Annotated in this window: 21 protein-coding genes; 5 read left to right on the top strand and 16 right to left on the bottom strand. The window is 58.7% G+C overall.

Annotated features, from left to right (window positions below; genetic code table 11):
• Positions 1-8: 8 nt before the first annotated feature.
• From HMPREF3169_RS09160 to dapE, 7 genes are all read right to left on the bottom strand, one after another.
• On the bottom strand, positions 9-875 hold the full coding sequence (locus HMPREF3169_RS09160; RefSeq protein ID WP_062035438.1) for a methyltransferase domain-containing protein: 867 nt from the start codon (positions 873-875) through the stop codon (positions 9-11).
• 10 nt (positions 876-885) lie between these two features.
• Entirely contained in the window at positions 886-1053 is a 168-nt protein-coding gene (locus HMPREF3169_RS09165) for a DUF3117 domain-containing protein (protein WP_005531903.1), read from the bottom strand.
• 79 nt (positions 1054-1132) lie between these two features.
• On the bottom strand, positions 1133-1414 hold the full coding sequence (locus tag HMPREF3169_RS09170) for a hypothetical protein (RefSeq protein ID WP_062035440.1): 282 nt from the start codon (positions 1412-1414) through the stop codon (positions 1133-1135).
• 3 nt (positions 1415-1417) lie between these two features.
• Positions 1418-2152, bottom strand: coding sequence for a glucosyl-3-phosphoglycerate synthase (locus tag HMPREF3169_RS09175; protein ID WP_062035442.1), 735 nt, complete (start codon positions 2150-2152; stop codon positions 1418-1420).
• The gene (gene folP, locus HMPREF3169_RS09180) at positions 2149-3000 is read right to left on the bottom strand and encodes a dihydropteroate synthase (protein ID WP_062035444.1); all 852 of its coding nucleotides are present in this window, start codon (positions 2998-3000) and stop codon (positions 2149-2151) included. Before folP ends, HMPREF3169_RS09175 begins: the two co-directional genes overlap by 4 nt.
• A complete protein-coding gene (locus tag HMPREF3169_RS09185) occupies positions 2990-3754 on the bottom strand; it encodes an LOG family protein (protein ID WP_062035446.1) in 765 nt (254 codons plus the stop codon). The genes folP and HMPREF3169_RS09185 overlap by 11 nt, the downstream gene beginning before the upstream one ends.
• Positions 3755-3759: 5 nt before the next feature.
• Positions 3760-4860, bottom strand: coding sequence for a succinyl-diaminopimelate desuccinylase (gene dapE, locus HMPREF3169_RS09190; protein ID WP_062035448.1), 1101 nt, complete (start codon positions 4858-4860; stop codon positions 3760-3762).
• Between the two features lie 89 nt (positions 4861-4949).
• Between dapE and HMPREF3169_RS09195 the strand changes: the two genes are divergently transcribed.
• The 5 genes from HMPREF3169_RS09195 to HMPREF3169_RS09215 all read left to right on the top strand — a co-directional run bounded on the left by HMPREF3169_RS09195 (position 4950) and on the right by HMPREF3169_RS09215 (position 9681).
• Entirely contained in the window at positions 4950-6311 is a 1362-nt protein-coding gene (locus HMPREF3169_RS09195) for an amino acid permease (RefSeq protein ID WP_062035450.1), read from the top strand.
• A gap of 82 nt (positions 6312-6393) precedes the next feature.
• Positions 6394-7371 carry a 2,3,4,5-tetrahydropyridine-2,6-dicarboxylate N-succinyltransferase gene (gene dapD / locus HMPREF3169_RS09200; protein ID WP_062035452.1) on the top strand — a complete coding sequence of 326 codons (978 nt, stop codon included), beginning with the start codon at positions 6394-6396 and terminating at the stop codon, positions 7369-7371.
• Positions 7372-7476: 105 nt separating this feature from the next.
• On the top strand, positions 7477-8823 hold the full coding sequence (locus HMPREF3169_RS09205) for an amino acid permease (RefSeq protein ID WP_246815625.1): 1347 nt from the start codon (positions 7477-7479) through the stop codon (positions 8821-8823).
• A 152-nt stretch (positions 8824-8975) separates the two neighbouring features.
• Positions 8976-9200, top strand: a complete 225-nt coding sequence (locus tag HMPREF3169_RS09210) for a helix-turn-helix transcriptional regulator (protein ID WP_062035457.1) — start codon at positions 8976-8978, stop codon at positions 9198-9200.
• Positions 9193-9681, top strand: a complete 489-nt coding sequence (locus HMPREF3169_RS09215; RefSeq protein WP_062035459.1) for a hypothetical protein — start codon at positions 9193-9195, stop codon at positions 9679-9681. The genes HMPREF3169_RS09210 and HMPREF3169_RS09215 overlap by 8 nt, the downstream gene beginning before the upstream one ends.
• Before the next feature lie 147 nt (positions 9682-9828).
• On the opposite strand, the gene HMPREF3169_RS09220 is transcribed toward HMPREF3169_RS09215, so the two are convergent.
• From HMPREF3169_RS09220 to typA, 9 genes are all read right to left on the bottom strand, one after another.
• Positions 9829-10356, bottom strand: a complete 528-nt coding sequence (locus tag HMPREF3169_RS09220) for a GtrA family protein (protein ID WP_062039037.1) — start codon at positions 10354-10356, stop codon at positions 9829-9831.
• A gap of 66 nt (positions 10357-10422) precedes the next feature.
• Positions 10423-11250, bottom strand: a complete 828-nt coding sequence (locus tag HMPREF3169_RS09225) for a pseudouridine synthase (protein ID WP_062035461.1) — start codon at positions 11248-11250, stop codon at positions 10423-10425.
• A gap of 3 nt (positions 11251-11253) precedes the next feature.
• A complete protein-coding gene (gene dapC / locus HMPREF3169_RS09230) occupies positions 11254-12357 on the bottom strand; it encodes a succinyldiaminopimelate transaminase (RefSeq protein ID WP_070456219.1) in 1104 nt (367 codons plus the stop codon).
• An 86-nt stretch (positions 12358-12443) separates the two neighbouring features.
• Positions 12444-12767 carry a ferredoxin gene (fdxA, locus tag HMPREF3169_RS09235; protein ID WP_061921740.1) on the bottom strand — a complete coding sequence of 108 codons (324 nt, stop codon included), beginning with the start codon at positions 12765-12767 and terminating at the stop codon, positions 12444-12446.
• 50 nt (positions 12768-12817) lie between these two features.
• Entirely contained in the window at positions 12818-13198 is a 381-nt protein-coding gene (locus tag HMPREF3169_RS09240; protein ID WP_062041289.1) for a hypothetical protein, read from the bottom strand.
• Complete coding sequence (locus HMPREF3169_RS09245; RefSeq protein WP_070456220.1) at positions 13195-14064, bottom strand: PIG-L family deacetylase; 870 nt, start codon at positions 14062-14064, stop codon at positions 13195-13197. The genes HMPREF3169_RS09240 and HMPREF3169_RS09245 overlap by 4 nt, the downstream gene beginning before the upstream one ends.
• The gene (locus tag HMPREF3169_RS09250) at positions 14054-15637 is read right to left on the bottom strand and encodes an ABC transporter family substrate-binding protein (RefSeq protein ID WP_246815623.1); all 1584 of its coding nucleotides are present in this window, start codon (positions 15635-15637) and stop codon (positions 14054-14056) included. The genes HMPREF3169_RS09245 and HMPREF3169_RS09250 overlap by 11 nt, the downstream gene beginning before the upstream one ends.
• Before the next feature lie 165 nt (positions 15638-15802).
• Positions 15803-16654, bottom strand: coding sequence for a type IV toxin-antitoxin system AbiEi family antitoxin domain-containing protein (locus HMPREF3169_RS09255; protein ID WP_061921728.1), 852 nt, complete (start codon positions 16652-16654; stop codon positions 15803-15805).
• A 193-nt stretch (positions 16655-16847) separates the two neighbouring features.
• Complete coding sequence (typA, locus tag HMPREF3169_RS09260; protein ID WP_070456224.1) at positions 16848-18758, bottom strand: translational GTPase TypA; 1911 nt, start codon at positions 18756-18758, stop codon at positions 16848-16850.
• Between the last annotated feature and the right edge of the window lie 90 nt (positions 18759-18848).

The following is an 18848-nucleotide window of genomic DNA, read 5'->3' on the forward strand; positions in this document are numbered from 1 at the left end:
ACCGCTATTTAGACTGCGCGCAGACGGTCCAGGCGGGCATGAGCGGTGACCTGCATGGTCTCTGGCAATTTTGCCATGCGCTCAGCAAGCTCTTCCTTTTCAAGGTGGCGGGCAGACGGGCTCATGCCAACCTGCGCGGCAATAGAGGCGCGATCCAGGGTCATCGGATAAGAGATATCAACCGGATCTGCTGCCTGCTCCAGGTAGCCGGCGGCCTGCTCGTACATGCGCTCGATCTTGCCTTCTTCCACGCCCAAGATTCCCAGCGGCTCGCGCAGTTCATCCAGATGGCCGAGGTCCGGAGTCAAGACAATGACCTCGCCGCCTGGACGCAAGATGCGCTGGAACTCCGCTGGGTTGCGCGGGGCAAAGACCACCGATACCGCATCGATGGAATCATCCTGCAGCGGCAACCGCTCCCACACATCCGCCACCACGGCGCCAACGCGCGGATGGCACTTTGCCAGATGCTTGGCAGCATGTGGGGAAATATCCAAACCAACGCCACGGGCCTCAGCGATGGAATCCAAGGTATGTGCTAGGTAATAGCCGGTGCCGGCACCGACTTCAAGCAGCATAGGCTCGGCAGTCTCAGGCAACTCGTTGGCATCAAGTGCGTCCTGCACTGCGCCAGTGACAGCCTCCACAAATGGGGCGAAGTGGCCCAAAGACAAGAAGGTCTCACGCGCGGAAACCATCTCACTGGAATCGCCCTTATGCTTTAGCCCTGCCCCGGGGGCAAGGGTGACATAGCCTTGTTTGGCCACATCAAAAGAGTGCCCAGACTCAGAGACGAGACGAGCAAAATCGTCGGCGCCGCTTAGCGCGGTGCCATCGTTTGGGTCGGCCAGAACATCGATGACGTGTGAAAGCATGCCTTAAAGACTAGCTGGAAACTTCGGTCAGCAATGAACCAAGTTCCGCAGCCTCCTCTTTTGTGAGCTCCACAACAATACGGCCACCACCATCGGAGGGGATTCGCATGACAATTTTGCGGGACTCCTCAACCGCTTCCATTGGCCCACCTGTCGTGCGTGGCTTCATAGCTGCCATAGCTGTACCGCTCCTTTGGGATGTAAAATTTTTGGGTTACCCAAACCACTCTACGCCTTTATTGCTAGTCAAGGGGCGGTTACGAAATTGGTCTAGCTGTTTCGCCCTCGCTTCGGTAGCGCTTTTCTACCTCCGCCAGCAAGGCATCCACCTGGGATTGGCGGTATCCATGGGAAACGACGTCGAACTTGATGTCATCAAAGTTGCCATCTTGAAGCGCTCGCTGATTGTTTGCCAACACATCGCGTTTTTCATCAAGATCGTCTAGCACTTCCCCCCGCCCAAAAATCGAGCCCCACGCCCATGTCCCTAAAACCACCAACGCGAGCAGAACGACGATAAGCAAAATCCACGACAGCATGGGCTAAAGCTTACCGCCGGATGGTTCACGTTGAGCAACAGGACCTATTACTCCGTCGCGTGACAAAATCGTGCGCGCGACCACCTCAGCCATGGGCGCAAGCTCATGCAGCGGCCGGTTGCGGTGGATGCGCTCGCCAAGGTCTACTTCGGCGATGGAAGAAACACCGCAGCGCTTAGCGACGTCGATAAGCAGCCCGGCTTCCACCCCGTAGCCATCAACAAATGGCAATGCCCGAGCCAGCGACGTGCGCAGCGCATATTCGCCACCCAAGGGCTGTGCGATATCTCCGAGCTCCGGGAAGAAGGTGCGCAGCAAAGGCTTAGCGGTCAACTCCGTGACCCGCCCGCCGCCGCTTGGGGCACCGTTGAAGGTACGACGATAAGTAGCTTTGACCATCTGGATCTCTGGATCCGCAAACGGCGCAGCCAACTGCGCGACCATCCCTGGACACGCAGACTCCAAGTCGGCATCAACGAAGACCACGATGTCACCTTGCGCTGCGGCGACCCCGCGCCAGAGGGATTCACCCTTGCCCGGCCGCGGCGCAATCTCCGGCAGGATTTCGCGCCAGTTGTATACCTTTGCTCCGGCAGCGGCAGCGCGCTGCGCGGTGTGATCCGTGGAGTCAGCATCGACAACGATGACCTCCATTGGGTCATCTGCCAAACAGGCTCGTACCACGTTCGCGACGGTTGCTTCCTCGTTGAGCGCTGGGATGATGACAGAAACGCTCATGCGAGCCCACGGGTGGTGTTCAGCGGGGCCATCGTGCCTTCGATAGCTGCGGTCATACGAATGACGTCGAGGGTCTCCGCGACCTCGTGGACGCGGAAAGCGGCCACACCATGCGCCGCCGACCACGCGGTTGCGGCCAATGTCCCTGCCACGCGCTTGCCGACGCCGCGGTCCAAAGTCTCGCCTACGAAGTCCTTGTTAGACAACGCCATCAGTACCGGCCAGCCCGTGGCAACAACCTCGTCGATGCGGCGCAGCAACTCCAGCCCGTGAAAGGTGTTCTTGCCAAAGTCGTGGGTTGGGTCGATAAAGACCAGCTCCTCCGGGCACCCCAGGCTCGCCGCCTTTTCTGCCAGAGCAGTCGTCTCCGCGATGACATCCGCTACGACGTCGTCAAAGTGCACGCGGTGTGGGCGCGTGCGTGGGGTGACGCCGCCCGTATGCGAGCAGACATAGCCGACCTTATGTTCTCCGGCGACTTCGATGAGCTCAGGGTCCCAGCCCGCCCATGTGTCATTGATGAGCGTCGCCCCGGCTGTGATGGCGGCTTCGGCAACGCTTGCGCGCCATGTATCTACTGAGATGGTGACATCCGGGTAGCGCTCGTGCGCCGCGGCAATCGTGGGAACCACGCGCTCGATCTCTTCCTGCGCGTCCACGGCTTCGCCAGGCCCTGCCTTCACGCCACCGATGTCGACGATGCTGGCACCCTGCTCGATCACCTCGGCACAGCGGCGAAGGGCCTCAGCTTCGGCGAAGGTTGCGCCCTTGTCATAGAACGAATCCGGCGTGCGATTGACAATTGCCATCACCTGCGCCAACTTGGCGCTACGCGGATTAGCGCTCATCACGAATCCGCTTATCGCTCATCACCTTGTGCGAGTTCACGATGTGTGCGACCGCTTCGTCGACGTCATCAGTAAGCAGGAACAAGTCCATGTCTGATGCGCTGATAAGGCCGCGTGCTGCCATGGTGGACTTCATCCACTCTAGGAGTCCGGACCAGTACTCGGTGCCCATCAGGACGATTGGATAATTGGTGACCTTTCCGGTTTGCACCATGCAGGCCACCTCAAAGAACTCGTCCATGGTGCCCATGCCACCAGGCAGACAGATAAAAGCCTGGGAATACTTCAAGAACATCGTCTTGCGGGCAAAGAAGTAACGGAAGTTCAATCCCAGATCGACGTATTCGTTAAGTCCCTGTTCATGCGGAAGCTCGATGCCAAGGCCTACCGAAAGGCCTTTTTCCTCATAAGCACCACGATTCGCAGCCTCCATTAGTCCTGGGCCGCCACCGGTGATGACCGCGTACTGGGCATTGGTTAGCGCTTTGCCCACGCGAACGCCCAAGTCATATTCCGGCGTGCCCTCGCCCAGACGTGCGGAGCCGAAGACGGTGACAGCCTTCGGCAGCTTTGCCAAAGCATCAAAACCCGAGACGAATTCCCCCTGGATGCGCAGAACCCGCCACGGGTCCGCGTGCTGCCATTCGTGGTCGGCCCCGGATTCCAGCAGGCGCTGGTCATAGGTTGAGGTCTGCTCGCCCTCGGTGCGCAGCAATAATGGTCCGCGCAGGGTGCGATTACGTTCTGGCGACATATTGGTTAGGCCTCCTTGGCGTTTGCGCCGCTTAAATACTCAATCAAAGCATCGGACACGGAAGTAATTTGCGCAATTGGAACCTGCTCGTCTTTCTTATGCGCAAACCCCGGATCACCCGGGCCAAAATTCACGGCCGGAGTGCCCATCTCGGAAAAACGAGCAACGTCAGTCCAGCCGTATTTCGCACGGAAGTTACCGCCGACGGCGTCGACAAGCGCGCGAGCGGCGGGCTGGCCCAGGCCTGGAAGGGCTGCGGAGGATTCGTCATCAACCTCAATGGTGACGTTTTCATGCTCTCCGATAACCTCACGCATATGCGCCATGGCCTCGCGCAAGCTCCGGTCTGGCGCGAAGCGGAAGTTCACAAACATCCATGCCTCATCTGGAATGGTGTTGGTTGCTACTCCGGATTCCAGATGCACGATGTTGAGACCTTCCTTATAGGTACAACCATCAATGGTGACCTCGCGCGGAGCGTAGTTCGCCACGTTGACCATGATCGGTGCCAGTTTATGAGCAGCATTAGACCCCAGCCAGGCACGCGCGGAATGAGCGCGGGTTCCGTGCGCCGTGATGCGGAGACGGATGGTACCCTGGCAGCCGGCCTCGATCATGGCGCCGGAAGGCTCTCCCAAAAGAGCTAGATCGCCGTGCAGCCACTCGGGGTGGTCTTTTTGCAGATGTCCCAGCCCATTAAATTCCGAGGAGACTTCCTCCCCCTCGTAAGCAATGACTGTTAAGTCATGGGCGAGGTCGGGGGCGTCGTAAAGCGCAGCAAAAGCGTGCAGGTACACGGCCATGCCAGACTTCATATCGACGGTGCCACAGCCCCACATGACATCGCCTTCCATGTGGTGGGGAACGTTATCCGCCAGCGGGACGGTATCGATGTGGCCAGCCAGAATCACGCGGGATTCGAGCCCGCGATTGGTGCGGGCGCAGACGGTGTTTGCGTATCGCACCACTTCGATCTTGTCATTATCAAGGCCCCGTAGGGCTGCCTCTATTGCATCAGCGATCTCCTCCTCATGATGAGAGGGGCTCGGGATGTCTACGAGCGCTTTGGTCAATTCGATTGGGGAGGCAAAGAGATCTAAAGTCACAAAGCGCCATCGTAGCGACCTTGCACGATGGCTGCATTGTGTAATATACCTCTCAATACTTTGTTCTAAATCACAAAAGGTGCATCGATATGGCAGAAACCTCACAGCAGCTCAAGACACGCCACCTCACGATGATGGGGCTCGGGTCTGCGGTTGGCGCAGGCCTCTTTCTAGGCGTTGGCCTGGGAATCCAAATGTCCGGTACCTCGGTTCTGCTTTCCTATGCAGTCGCCGGCCTCTTGGTCGGCGCCATCATGTGGATGCTCGGCGAGATGGCAGCAGCCCGCCCCTCGCTAGGATCCTTTTCCACCTATGCCGGCCAAGCTTTTGGCAATTGGGCACGCTTTACCCTGGGCTGGTTGTTTTGGTTCATGCTAGTGATGGTGATGGGAGCCGAGATTACGGGCGCTGCCGCAATCATCGCCTCCTGGTTTAACATCGCAGCGTGGATTCCCGCCCTTATCGCAGTCTCCTTCTTCGCGGTGGTCAACTTTGCAGCCGTTCGTGGATTCGGCGAGTTCGAATTCTGGTTCGCCATCATCAAGGTGGCCGTCATCCTAGCCTTCCTGGCAGTGGGCGTACTGATGCTGATTGGCGTGCTGCCAGGCTTCAACGGCGACCTCGCAACCACCAACTTCACGGAGAACTTCCTTCCGAATGGCATGCCGGGCTTTGCTTCCGGATTGCTCGCCGTTGCATTCGCCTTCGGCGGTATTGAGATGGTAACCATCGCCGCCGCCGAGTCGGAGGATCCTGCACGCAACGTCGCGACCGCCGTGCGTGCGGTTATCTTCCGCATCATGGTCTTCTACATTGGCGCCATCGTGGTCATCACCATGGTTTTGCCATTTAAATACATCCAAGATGCCGATGCAGCCGCCGATTCCCCATTCACCCTGGTGCTAGAGGCCGCGCAAATCCCATTCGCCGCGGGCTTTATGGAAGTCATCATCGCTTTGGCCCTGCTTTCTGCATTCAACGCGCAGATCTACTCCACCTCCCGCGTAATTTTCGACATGGCTAAGGACGGCTCGGCACCGGCTATCTTTAAAAAGCAGAACCCATCGGGCTCCCCAGTCTTCGCCGTCATCTTGTCCATGCTTTTCGCATTCGGCTCCGTGCTGCTGCAGTTCTGGAATCCGCCAGGACTTCTGTCCTTCCTCTTCAATGCAGTCGGCGGCTGCCTGCTAGTGATCTGGACCTTCGTGGTTTTGTCCTACTTGAAGCTGCACCCAATCATGAAGAAGAACGGTGAGCTTTCCGCCGTCGAGGTCATCGCCTACCCGGTTCTGCCATGGGCCACCCTGCTGGCGATTGCCGCATTGGTTGTTCTCATGCTCTTCGACCCATCCGCACGCAACCAGGTCCTTGCAGTGAGTGCGCTGACCGTCGTGCTCATCGTTGCGTCCCGCCTCACAAAACCTCGCCAAGTAAACACGGTGTCGAAGTAGCTGTGTATGCTCTAGCGGTGAAAGAAATGGCCTAGTTTTCGCTAGGCTCTACCCCGCATTTGTGAAGGTTTTTCCTAAAGCTATGACTTCTGCATCCGCACGCGGCCTTGCCACCCTTACCCACGATGGGACCGTTCTCGACGTGTGGTTCCCCGCCGTTCATATCGGCGATGACGCCCCGGTAACCGAGTCCGGCACCACTCGCTTGGAAGAGACCCCTCAGCAGTTCGCCGCCTTGGCGGGCCCGGATGAGGAGCGCGGCGTCGCCCGCGTGGCGGTTGAGACCGCCATTAAGGACTTGGATGATGCGCCGCTGGACGCATATGACGCATACCTGCGCCTACACCTGCTCTCGCACCGTGCCGTCAAGCCGCACGGTCTGAACATGGACGGCATCTTCGGACTTCTGGCCAACGTTGTGTGGACCAACTACGGCCCATGCGCTGTGGCTGACTTCCAGATGATCCGCGGCCGCCTGTCCTCCCGCGGCCCGGTCACCGTCTACTCCGTAGACAAGTTCCCGCGCATGGTGGACTACGTTGTGCCAACCGGCGTGCGCATCGGCGATGCTGACCGCGTCCGCTTGGGCGCTCACCTGGCTGAGGGCACCACCGTCATGCACGAAGGCTTCGTCAACTTCAATGCTGGCACCCTGGGCGCCTCCATGGTCGAAGGCCGCATCTCTGCAGGAGTTGTTGTCGGTGACGGCTCCGATATCGGCGGCGGCGCCTCCATCATGGGCACGCTTTCCGGTGGCGGCAAGGAAGTCATCTCCATCGGTGAGCGCTGCCTGCTCGGCGCTAACTCCGGTATCGGCATATCGCTTGGCAACGACGCAGTTGTCGAAGCCGGCCTCTACGTCACCGCCGGCACGAAGGTAAGCGTCTTCGGAAAGGTTGCCGAGGCACTGGGCGTGGAGGAAGGCTCCACCGTCAAGGGCTCCCAGCTCTCCGGCGCATCGGGCTTCCTGCTGCGCCGCAACTCCGTTTCCGGCGCCGTTGAGGCCACCGAATGGAAGTCTGATGCAATCGCTCTCAACGAGGATCTGCACAAGAACTAAGCCCGCCGACTCGTGGATTTAGTCATGGCTTAAACTATTCGGGTGACCGATAGCAATAAATCCACGCAAAATCTTGGCAAAGGCCTCAAGGTCCGCCATCTGACCATGATGGGCCTGGGCTCCACCATCGGCGCCGGTCTCTTCCTCGGAACCGGCGTCGGCATCTCGGCTGCAGGCCCTGCCGTCCTCCTCGCCTATTGCATCGCAGGCTTATTAGCCATCTTGGTAATGCAAATGCTCGGCGAGATGGGTACCGTCATCCCCGCCTCCGGCTCCTTTTCCGAATATGCCGAACACGGCATCGGCCGCTGGGCAGGCTTTACACAAGGCTGGATTTATTGGCTAGCCACCGTGGCCGTGCTGGGCGCTGAGATCACCGGCGCCGCCGGCTTCATCGGTTCTTGGTTCGGTGTTTCCCCATGGATTCCCGCGGCTATTTGCGTGGCGTTCTTTGGAATCGTGAACCTGCTGCGCGTTCGACTCTTCGGCGAGTTTGAGTACTGGTTCGCCGCCATCAAGGTCCTCGTCATCGTGGCCTTTTTGATTGTCGGCTTCCTGCTTATTTTTGGTCTTCTGCCTGGGCATGAAGCAATTGGCACCAAGGTCTTTTTGGATGACGGCTTCATGCCGAATGGCTTGGGCGGCGTCGCCGCTGGCCTGCTCGCCGTGGCATTCGCTTTCGGCGGCATTGAGGTCGTCGCCATCGCGGCGGCTGAGTCTGAAGATCCGGAAAAGTCCTTGGTCAACGCCGTTCGCACGACCATCCTGCGCATCTCGGTGTTCTACTTGGGCTCCGTTTTGGTAATTACCTTTCTGCTTCCCTACTCCTCGCTGGGTAACGCTGATACCGCGGCGCAATCGCCATTCACTCAGGTTCTCGACCATGCAGGAATTAAGGGCGCTGCGGGATTCATGGAAGTCATCATCGTGTTGGCACTGCTTTCCGCATTCAATGCTCAGATCTACGCTTCCTCCCGCATGATGCACTCGCTGGCCTCTCGCCACGAAGCACCGAAGATCTTCACGAAGACCAATGCACAGGGTGTTCCGACGCACGCGATTGCGCTTTCGGTCATTCTCTCGGTCATCATGGTCGTGCTCAACTATGCCGACACCGGCTGGTTGTTGTCCTTCATGCTCAATGCGGCGGGCGCCTCCCTGCTCATCGTGTGGGTCTTCATCGCGGTCAGCCAGCTGCGCCTGCGCCGCCAGCTTGAGGCCATTCACCCGCTGCCCATCCGCATGTGGGCTTTCCCGTACCTGACGTGGTTTGCATTGGCCGTCTTCGCAGCGATTGCGGTACTCATGCTGACTGACGCCTCCGCTCGCGTCCAGCTACTGTCCGCCGGTGCGATGTTCGTCGTCCTTGCGTTTGCGGGCGTACTCAACGCCAAGGCGCGCGGCATTTCGCCTACTTCGACGCTGCCGCTGCCGGACGTCGCCAAGCCCTAGCAATTCGCCTCGAATAATCCCCGGGCCAGCTGTTTCCTTCCAAACGCTGACCCGGGGATTTGACGTTTTGCGGCACCACTCTTGACATGATGACAATGAGCCTTTACATTTAGGGATGTAAGCACGACATAGAAACTTGAAAGCTTTACATCATGCCCGAACACTCCAATATGGTTCGCAAGTGGCGTCGATGGCTGGAAATGACCCAGGCAGACCTCGCCGCTGAGGTAGGCGTTTCCCGGCAGACCATCGCGAACATCGAAAAAGGTAACTACTCGCCTTCCGTGTACTTGGCACTAGACATCTGCAAGGTGCTCGGCAAGTCCGTGGAAGAAGTCTTCAACAACAACCCAGAAAGCGTGAACGATAATGGCTAATAACAACGATGGCTTCTTTGCCAACCTGACCTTCAAAGAGATTGCAAGCTACTCGCTCGATGAGTTCGAAGAGGAAACCTACTTCAAGACCTATGCCATTGGCTACACCACTGCCTTGTTTACCGTCTACTGCGTGTCCGCGCTATTAGCGTGGGTCCTGCCGGGCCGACTTTCCTTGTGGAGCCTCTCGCCCATCGTCGCGCTCGCGATTGCAGAATTTGTCTCGGCGCATTGGATGAAAAAGCGTGTTCCGCGTCCGAACAAGATGCGTTCTTGGACAGGCATAATCTTGATGCTGGTCCCCACCATTGCGCTTTTCGCTGGACTCGCTATGAAACTCAGCATCGACAGCGATTTCGACAACGGTCTCGTAATCGGCGCATTCACAGGTATAGCTGCGGTACTCATCCTCGGTCCCATTTTCCTAAAGTGGCAAAATGGCCGCGACCAGCAGCGCTTGGACAGCCAGCTAGAGGGCTAATCAAGAGGTTCCTCACCATCTGGCTTCCTAGTCCCCTCGTGTGACACTCCTCTTTTGGTCCTTTTGCTCGGCGCCCTTTGCCGGGGGAAAGGACCAAACAGCTCGTTTTCAGCGGCCGTCGAGAGAGCCCAACCTGGGCCAGCCAGCTTAAGCCGGCTCGGTGTGCTCGACCAAGACTGGGGCCTTCGGGCTAGAGCGGAAGGTCCACAGCTTATTAATGATGAAGTTAATCGGCATCGCAAGCAGGATGGATCCCGCAGTAGCCCAGTAAAACTTGGTGCGTAATCCAGTGGAATTATCGAAAATATCCGTGGGTAGACCAACCGGCGAATTCGGGTTCATAAACAAGGTCAAAAGCAAAAGGCTGACGACATACGCCCCCAGTCCCGCAACAAGAAACGCAACGTAGCCCCGAAGCCAGGAGACCTTTTCCACCGATTTGAAAGTCCACATGCGATTGAGCTGGTAGTTCCAGGTATTCGCTACGAGGAAAGCGATGGTCTGAAACACATGGTACCAACGAACATGGAACGCGGAACCGAAAAGATTCACAAAGGGGTCATCGGGCGTAATGCCACTGGTGGCTAGTGCAATTTTGACTGCGATGTATGACACCGCCAGGTTGACCACCGTGCCCGATCCGCCGACCATGCCAAACTTGATAAATTGGCCCATATTGGACGCAAAACGCCCAGCGGCAACTGATGAGCTCACGCGTTCCTCTTTCCGGTTAATCGATAACTAAATCAGGTTACCGCCCAATTGCCGCAAAGTGGAAAATTCGCGGCGTGTGCCGGATAACGGATCTGCAAACTCTAGGCGGTGCGCCACGAGTTGGAGAGGCGAGGAAAAGTCGTAGAGGTCGAGTCCGCGGTCTACCGGGTAGGTGTCGTCGCCTTGGATGGGAGCGCCTAAGTAGTTACAGACCACCCGCAGCTGGTGGGTATGCCCCGTGTGCGGAATGAGCGAGGCCGTATAGCCGTGTGCCTCCACTTGGGTCAACGTGGGCGTACCGCCGAGCGAGACTTGGCGGCTACCTTTGACCTTGTGCATGGAAAGCTCAACCGTTCCGGAGTATTCCAGGCAGGCAGAAAGGCGCGCATGGTAGGTCTTGGTTACTTTGCGCTCAGCAAAAAGCCTCTGATACCTCCCGCGTGTGCGAGGGTTGCGTGAGCACACCACTACCCCGGCAGTCAGGCGGTCGAGGCGGTGCAGCGGCACAATGTCATCTTCACCGAAATCCACGCGCAGGCGTGTCTGTAGGGTCTCGCGCACCAATCGCCCATTGCTGGTCGTGGGTAAAAAGTGTGGCTTGTCCACGACGATGAGGTCGCGGTCTTCATAAAGCACCGTGTAATCGAAGGGAATCGGCTTCTCTTCGGGCACATCAGGGTGATACCAGGCAGGGACCGGACGTGAAAGCGCCATTCCCGCAGGCAGAAGCTGCCCCGGTGAAAACGGCGAATCGCCCGCCGCGGCCGCGAAGTACTCGGTGTCCGCGGGCACGACTGCCTGCAGGACTACTTTGCGCGGAGAAATCCCCTCGCGGGCTGGCGGGCGATAGGTCACGGGCTAGTTGTCAGCAGCAAGGCGGGCCACAGCGGCATCGATACGCTCATCAGTGCCGTTCAAGCCGATGCGCACGAACTTATCACCCGATGGGCCATAAAAGTCACCCGGGGCAACCAAGATTCCGCGCTCGGCCAGCCAATCTACGGTAATGCGGCACTGCTCATCGCGGGTCGCCCACAGGTACATGCTGGCCTCAGAGTGCTCGATGCGAAAGCCGGCGCCAGTTAGTGCGCGCAGGAGCTTAGCGCGGCGGGCGGCATAGCGGCGCACCTGCAGCGTCTCAGAATCGTCGTCGTTTAGCGCTTCAACCATCGCAGCCTGAATCGGCCCTGGAACGATAAGGCCTGCGTGCTTGCGCAGCTCGAGAAGCTCCGCGATAAGCGCCTCATCACCCGCGAAAAAGCCCGTGCGATAAGAGGCCAGGTTATGGGACTTCGACAACGAGTGCATCGCGATAAGACCCGTGTTATCGCCGTCAGTCACGCGCGGATCCAAGATGGAAACCGGCTTCTTCTCGTCGTCCCATGCCAACGCCAAGTAGCACTCGTCAGAGGCCACAATGACGTTGTTCTCACGCGCCCATGCCACCACGGCACGCATCTCTTCCACGGTCTTTACTCGGCCGGTCGGGTTCGACGGCGAGTTGATAAAGGCCAGCTCTGCATCGCCAAAGTCGCGAGGATCGTCCGCGCGCTCTGGGTATGCGCCAGCAATCAGCGCGCCCACCTCGTAAGTCGGATAAGCCACGGAAGGGATGATGACGCGCTGGCCGCGCATGCCCAGCAGCGTCGGCAGCCAAGCGATAGACTCCTTCAAACCGATTACCGGCAGTACGCCGAAGGAGGAAGGTTGAGCGCCCGTGCGGCGCGCAACATTACCGCGGATGGCTTCCTGCAGCTGCGCAGTGCCCGCCGTGGTGGGATAGCCGGGAGCCTCCGCGTTCGAAGCCATCGCCAGCTGCACGCCCGGAGCTACCGGATCGACCGGATTGCCCACGGAAAGATCCACGATGCCATCTGGGTGCGACTGAGCTTTCTTCTTCGCCTCGGCAAGCGAGTTCCACGGAAAGTCCGGCAGGCTATTTCCAAGCGGTTGGCGAGCCATTCTTAGGTCAAGCTCCTTATTTACAAGGTAGGCAGTGGGAAAAGTTAAAGCCCGGACCCAAATGCGTGAGGTCCGGGCAGCAGGAATTAATCCTGGTTCTGCGGAGGCAGGGCCGCAATCAGCGGAGCGTCGAAGTCCTGTGGACCAAGCGCTGCAGCACCACCCGGGGAGCCAAGATCATCGAAGAACGCAGCGTTAGCGTCGTTGTAATCAATCCACTCATCCGGAACGTCATCCTCATAGAAGATTGCCTCAACCGGGCAAGCAGGCTCACAAGCGCCGCAGTCTACGCACTCGTCAGGATGGATGTACAGGGAGCGCTTTCCTTCGTAGATGCAATCGACGGGGCACTCTTCAACGCAAGCGCGGTCCATCACATCGACGCAAGGCTGCGCGATAGTGTAAGTCATGAGGTGCTAAAACTCCTGTTTTCACGGGTTTTGGGATGTCTAACAGTATGTCACTTTTGGGCAAAAAATGGGAAAATTCCGCCCCCGATTCCGGCGATTAACAGCAGGAGCGAGAGAATGTTATTGGCCAGCCACATATCACCGGTCACGACCGCACCCAGCACGAATGCGAAGTATCCCAGCAGCCAAGCCGCCAAAGGAACAAGCCCGATGTAGGCATTATCACTCCAGAGCCTTGCTGTGCGCGTGAGCACTGTATTAAACCACCAGGCTAGAACGATCGTGATGGGAAAAGCCACGCTTGTCCCACCCGGCAGCGGCAACCTGGCGGTGAGATAGACAACTTCTAGAACCAGGGAGGTCAGCGCGCCTAGGCACAGCCAGGCCAGGCCGGTTATCTGCTCGCCGCGTGAATATTCATTCAAAATCACAGGCCCTCCAGCAGCGCTTCTGCAGGCTCGCCCTGCCCCAGCTGGTAGTGCTCGGCACGCAACAACGGCATAACAAGGAGGTTGGACAGACCATATGCGCTTGGCGACGCCGCCGGGTCCCCAATGGCAGCCGCAGCCGCTACCGGGTTCGTCTGGGTCACTGTGGAGTCAGCCACCCAAATCTGCGTGGCATGGGCGACCATGGCGCGACGCTTGGCGGCTAGCGCGGCATCGTCAAGCCGGTATTCCACGTCAGCGGCCTCGTTGGTGAAATTGTCGAGGTAACCCCGGTCCGGCTTTCGCCAGCCCTCCGGTGCACCGATGGTCTCAAGCGCACTGTAGTGCGCGCCGCGTTCGAAGATTGCCCACCAGATGCGCTGGTCTGATGCTGCGGCCGCGTGGACTGCCTGGTGCACGGCGATGTGGTCCGGGTGGCCATAGCCGCCGTCCGGCCCGTATGTCAGCACGATATGCGGGCGAAGCTGCGCAAAGTGCTCGCGCAACAACTCTGCCGCCTCGTCAATGCGACGCACCAAGGCACGCGGATTCTCGTGAGCCGGTGAGCCCTCCATGCCGGAATCGCGAAAGAAGCCAAAGCCGCCGAGTTGAATACCGTGGACGCCCAAGATATCGAGGGCGTCGGAAAGCTCACGTGCCCTGAAACCGCCTAGCTGGTCTGCATTGCACAGGCCTTGATAAGGCGTGCCAATGACCTCGCCTTCCTCGCCGAGCGTGGCCGTGATGATCGTGACCTCGGCGCCTCTTGCAGCCATGTCAGCTAGCGTTCCGCCGGTAAAAAGCACCTCGTCATCTGGGTGAGCATGTACGGCCACCACGCGGTAACCGCGCAAATCATTACTTTTCATCTTTCCTCCACATCGGTGCCGTAATAAGCCCTGCATCCCAATCTTCGATGCGTTGACCGGGCCCAAGGATACCCCTGCCCAAAGCATGGATTCGCACCTCGTCCATCAAAGGTACGTAAAGCACCTCGTCAGAATTGAGTTTGTGGACCTTTTCCATGGCGGCGTCAGGATTGATGCGTCCAGACAAGATGTCGCCGCGCATGTCCTCTGCCTCCGCAGGGCAAAAGCCGGAGATATCGCTGGCGCGTACGTCGTCGTTTTCACACATATAGAGGCTGGCCAGACTCTCCGGAGACACGTTTGCATTCTCCCAGGCCACCACGGCGTCCACCTCTGCCTCCGGCAGCATCTCGCCCGCAATGGTTTGAGTGCGCTCAGAGACTACCTCTGCACTAATTGCTTGTGTTTCGAGGACGTCGACGATGGTGCTGGCAGCCGCCACAGCCTCCGGATGCGTGGGATCAGCTGCGATGCGCAGCGGCTTGCGGCCCGCGCGCTCGCGAAGTGGCGTCAGGTCCACTTCTTCGTTGACCGGGTTTTGGCCCGGACGCAACTCCGAGGCACGGCCCGCCGCCAGGCGAGCGACCTGGTCGGTCTCGATGAGCGAGGCTAAAGCGCGACGCTGGCTTTGCTCTGGCAACGCGCCTTCCCGGGCGGAAAAGTGCAGGCGCAGCTGGCGATTACGGGTCACGGTCCCGGCGTTGACGTTGCTCAGCAAACTGAGGCTCTCCAGCGAGGTTTGTTCCGGAGTAAAGTCCACGAATCCCACCTGGCCCGAGCGCAACATGTTGACCGCCTGACTGGTATCGCGGACGGTACGCAGCTGGACGACGTCGACAAGCGCAGGCCCCGCGCCCCAGAAGCGGTCGTTGCGATTCAGGGTAATAACTCCCCTGCCTCGATCGACGGCCTCGACGGCATAGCGCCCAGCGGATGCGGGGATGCCGTCGGCAAGAGCTGCCGTAAACTCGGTGTCCTGCAGCAGGTGCGAAGGAAGAAGGTGCGCGAAAAGTCGGTGCCAATCGGACACGCGCTGCTTGAAATCCACCACCACAACGCGCCCTGCCGAGGACGTGCTGATGTCCTCGATGGCGAAGTAGCCCGCTGGGTCCACCACTCCGGGGTTGGAGGTCATTTGGGTCCACAGGTAGTGAAAGTCACTGCCGCTAATCGGAGTGCCATCGGACCATTGCGCCGGCGAGGCAATCTTGTACACCACGCGCTGGGCAACACCTTTCGGCGGCTCTACCTCCTCCGCGCTGGCCAGCACATCGGAATCCATGTGTTCGCCGTGGAAAGCAGAAGGAAGGACGAGCTCTGCAATCTGGCTGACCAGCTCGCTATTGTTGGCTACCAGATGCGGATTGAGCCCGCCGCGGAGCGGATCGACGCCGATGGCGACGGTCTCGCGCTCGACGCCGTCCTCTTTTTCCTTCTTCTCGGGCGTCGGTGTTTCGGTCTGGGTGCTCTCGGCAGCCGGCTTGTCCTCGATGGGCGGCGGGCCTGGATTGGCCATGCACGAGGTGAGCACGCAAAGTGATGAGGCAACCACTGCCGCGCCAAGCTTTCGCACTTTGATACCGCCCTTCTACCTAGATCTGAAACCACTTTAGTCGGAGGGCCGGCATTGCTTGGAATCTGACGCTGTGTTTACGGCGCTCTCCAGCTGCATTCGAACCATCGAGTAGCTCTCTTGGGTGCCTTTTGGCGCCCTTCGATGGTTCGAATGCAGGTTGTTTTAATACATGAAGAAATGTGGATTGAGAAGCCGCAAGACCGCCAGGTGCCACGTACCAGTTTGCTGATGAGGAGCACTGCCAAAATCCGGTTGGTCCGCAGTACGAACTTGCTCGATGATGGCTGGGAGATGATGCGCCACGCAATGCCCCGTGTAGCGCAAGGTGCGCCACCCGCGAAGCACGGCGTCATTGTTCTTCCAGTGATCCTTTATCCAGGTATCCAGTGCTGAGTGAAATTTCCGACCATTAATTTCGATGGCAATTCGCTTGTCCTTTAATACGATGTCCCATGTATAAACACCGATGAAGTAATTGCACTCAACGTCCATTCCCGCATCTTGTAATCCGCGGGCCACCTTAATTTCCGCCGAAGAATCGGTGAATAGGACTGCTTCTGACAACGCTTCCTGCGTTCTCGAGTCTAGGCGAGCAAGCTTTCTTCTATCTTCTTCAAGCCGCGTTCTGCTACGTCGTCCTCGGTAGACCGCTTCGAGCATTTCTACTGCTTGAGTGCGCTCTGCAAAAGCCGCGGCCGCGAGCGGATTGTGTACTTTAAGACCTTCATATTCAAAGTGGTCTCTGACTTGGCTGCGTTTATAGGTAAACAGTGCACCGCTTCGCATCTTGTGTGGGCCTGCCACGATGACTGGAAAACTAAGGTCTTGTTCACTCAGCAATTGAGCTGCTGTATTCCCCGTTGCGCAACATCCGTGCTTGGCTGTTAGCAACGTGAGGACATCCCGCGGGTTCGGTTTACCCCACACATAAATCCCGCGAGCAATTTTTGTTATTTCCCCCGAGCGCACGCGGGCAGCTATTTTCGATCGACTAAGCCCCGATACTGGTTGCATGCTTGCCCCTCCCCCTTGCATTGGCATCATCCAGTTTCGATGCTCAAGCTAGCACGAGAGAAAGCAACCTGCATTCGAACCATCGAGTGGCTCTTTTGGGCGCCTTTTGGCGCCCTTCGATGGTTCGAATGCAGGTTTTCTGGCAAAAGAAAAAGCGTGACCCCAAAACGGCCGCGCTTTAATCTCCTAAGCGTTACTTGTTGAGCTGCTTCGCACGGGAAGCTGCACGCTTACGGTCGGTAGCGGAAAGCTCGACCTTACGCACTCGCATGACGTTCGGAGCAACCTCGACGCACTCGTCGTTGCCACAGAACTCAAGCGCCTCGTCCAGGGAAAGGGTACGCGCCTTTGCCAGGGTGACGGTTGCGTCTGCGGTGGCAGAACGCATGTTGGTCAGCTTCTTTTCCTTGGTGATGTTGATGTCCATATCCTCATCACGGTTGTTAGCGCCAACGACCATGCCCTCGTAAGCCTCCATGCCTGGCTCGACGAAGAACTCGCCGCGGTCAGCCAGCTGCTGCAGTGCGTATGCGGTGATCTGGCCGGAGCGGTCAGCAACCAGGGAGCCGGTCGGACGGGACTTGATCTCGCCTGCCCAGCTATCCAGGCCATCGGCGATGGAGTTAGCGATACCTGCACCGCGGGTCTCGGTCAGGAACTGGGTGCGGAAGCCGATGAGGCCACGCGCCGGAACGCGGAAGATCATGCGTACCCAGTCACCCTCGCGAACGTCCATGGACTGCATCTGGCCCTTGCGGGTAGCCAGCAGCTGGGTAACGGCGCCCTGGTACTCGGAAGGAGTATCGATGGTGAGCATCTCGTATGGCTCCATGGTCTTGCCATCGACAACCTGGGTAACAACCTGTGGCTTACCCACGGTCATCTCGAAGCCCTCTCGGCGCATGTTCTCAATCAGAACGGACAGCGCCATCTCGCCGCGGCCCTGTACCTCCCAAGCGTCAGGACGCTCGGTCGGCAGAACCTTCAGGGACACGTTACCGATAAGCTCCTGGTCCAAACGAGCCTTGACCATACGTGCGGTCAGCTTGTCGCCACCGCCCTGGCCAGCCATTGGGGAGGTGTTAACGCCGATGGTCATAGAGATTGCCGGCTCATCAACGTGAATCTGCGGCAGAGCAACCGGGTTTTCAACGTCAGCGATAGTATCGCCAATCATGATCTCTGGGATACCGGAGATGGCGACGATGTCGCCGGCAATAGCCTCGGTCTCTGGCTGGCGCTCGAAGCCGACGGTACGCAGCAGCTCGGCAACCTTAACGTTCTTGACAACCTCGTTGCCGTCCTCATCCCAGGAGATCCAGGCAACCTGCTGGCCCTTCTTGATCTTACCGGAGTAGATACGCAGCAAAGCGATACGGCCGAGGAAGTCAGAGGAGTCAAGGTTGGCCACGTGCGCCTGCAACGGGCCGTCGACGGAAGCGGATGGCTCCGGCAGAACCTCGTAGATGACGTCGAAGAGCGCCTGCAGGTCCTCAGCCGCAGGAACGTTGCCGTCGCCTGGGTTCTCGGTGGAAGCCTTGCCCTCACGGCCAGAAGCGTAGAGTACCGGCAGATCCAACAGTGTTTCTGCAGCAGCAGCTGCTTCCTCATCCTCTAGGCCGGAGGCGATTTCCAGCAGGAGGTCGTGGGACTCGTTGACGACCTCGTCGATACGAGCGTCTGGGCGGTCGGTCTTGTTAACGCAGATGATGACCGGCAGCTTGGCTTCCAGGGCCTTGGTCAGAACGAAGCGGGTCTGTGGCAGCGGGCCTTCGGAGGCGTCGACTAGCAGCACGACGCCGTCAACCATGGAGATACCGCGCTCGACCTCGCCACCGAAGTCGGCGTGGCCCGGGGTGTCGATGACGTTGATGATAAGGTCGCCGCCGTCCTTGCCCAGGCCCTTGCGGTGAATAGCGGTATTCTTCGCCAGAATGGTAATGCCGCGCTCGCGCTCCTGGTCATTGGAGTCCATGACGCGGTCCGTGTGCTCGCCGTGGTCACCGAAGGCACCGGACTGCTCCAGCATGCCGTTGACGAGGGTGGTCTTACCGTGGTCAACGTGGGCGACGATGGCGACGTTACGGAACTCGGTATTAGTCACTGGTGGGGTGCTCCTTAAAGCAAAGTTGGAACGCTTAAGCGCAAGATTTTGAACGGGGTCTAAATATACTCTGCAACTTTGCAATTTGCA

The organism is Corynebacterium sp. HMSC08C04 (genome assembly GCF_001807495.1).
Taxonomy (GTDB): domain Bacteria; phylum Actinomycetota; class Actinomycetes; order Mycobacteriales; family Mycobacteriaceae; genus Corynebacterium; species Corynebacterium simulans.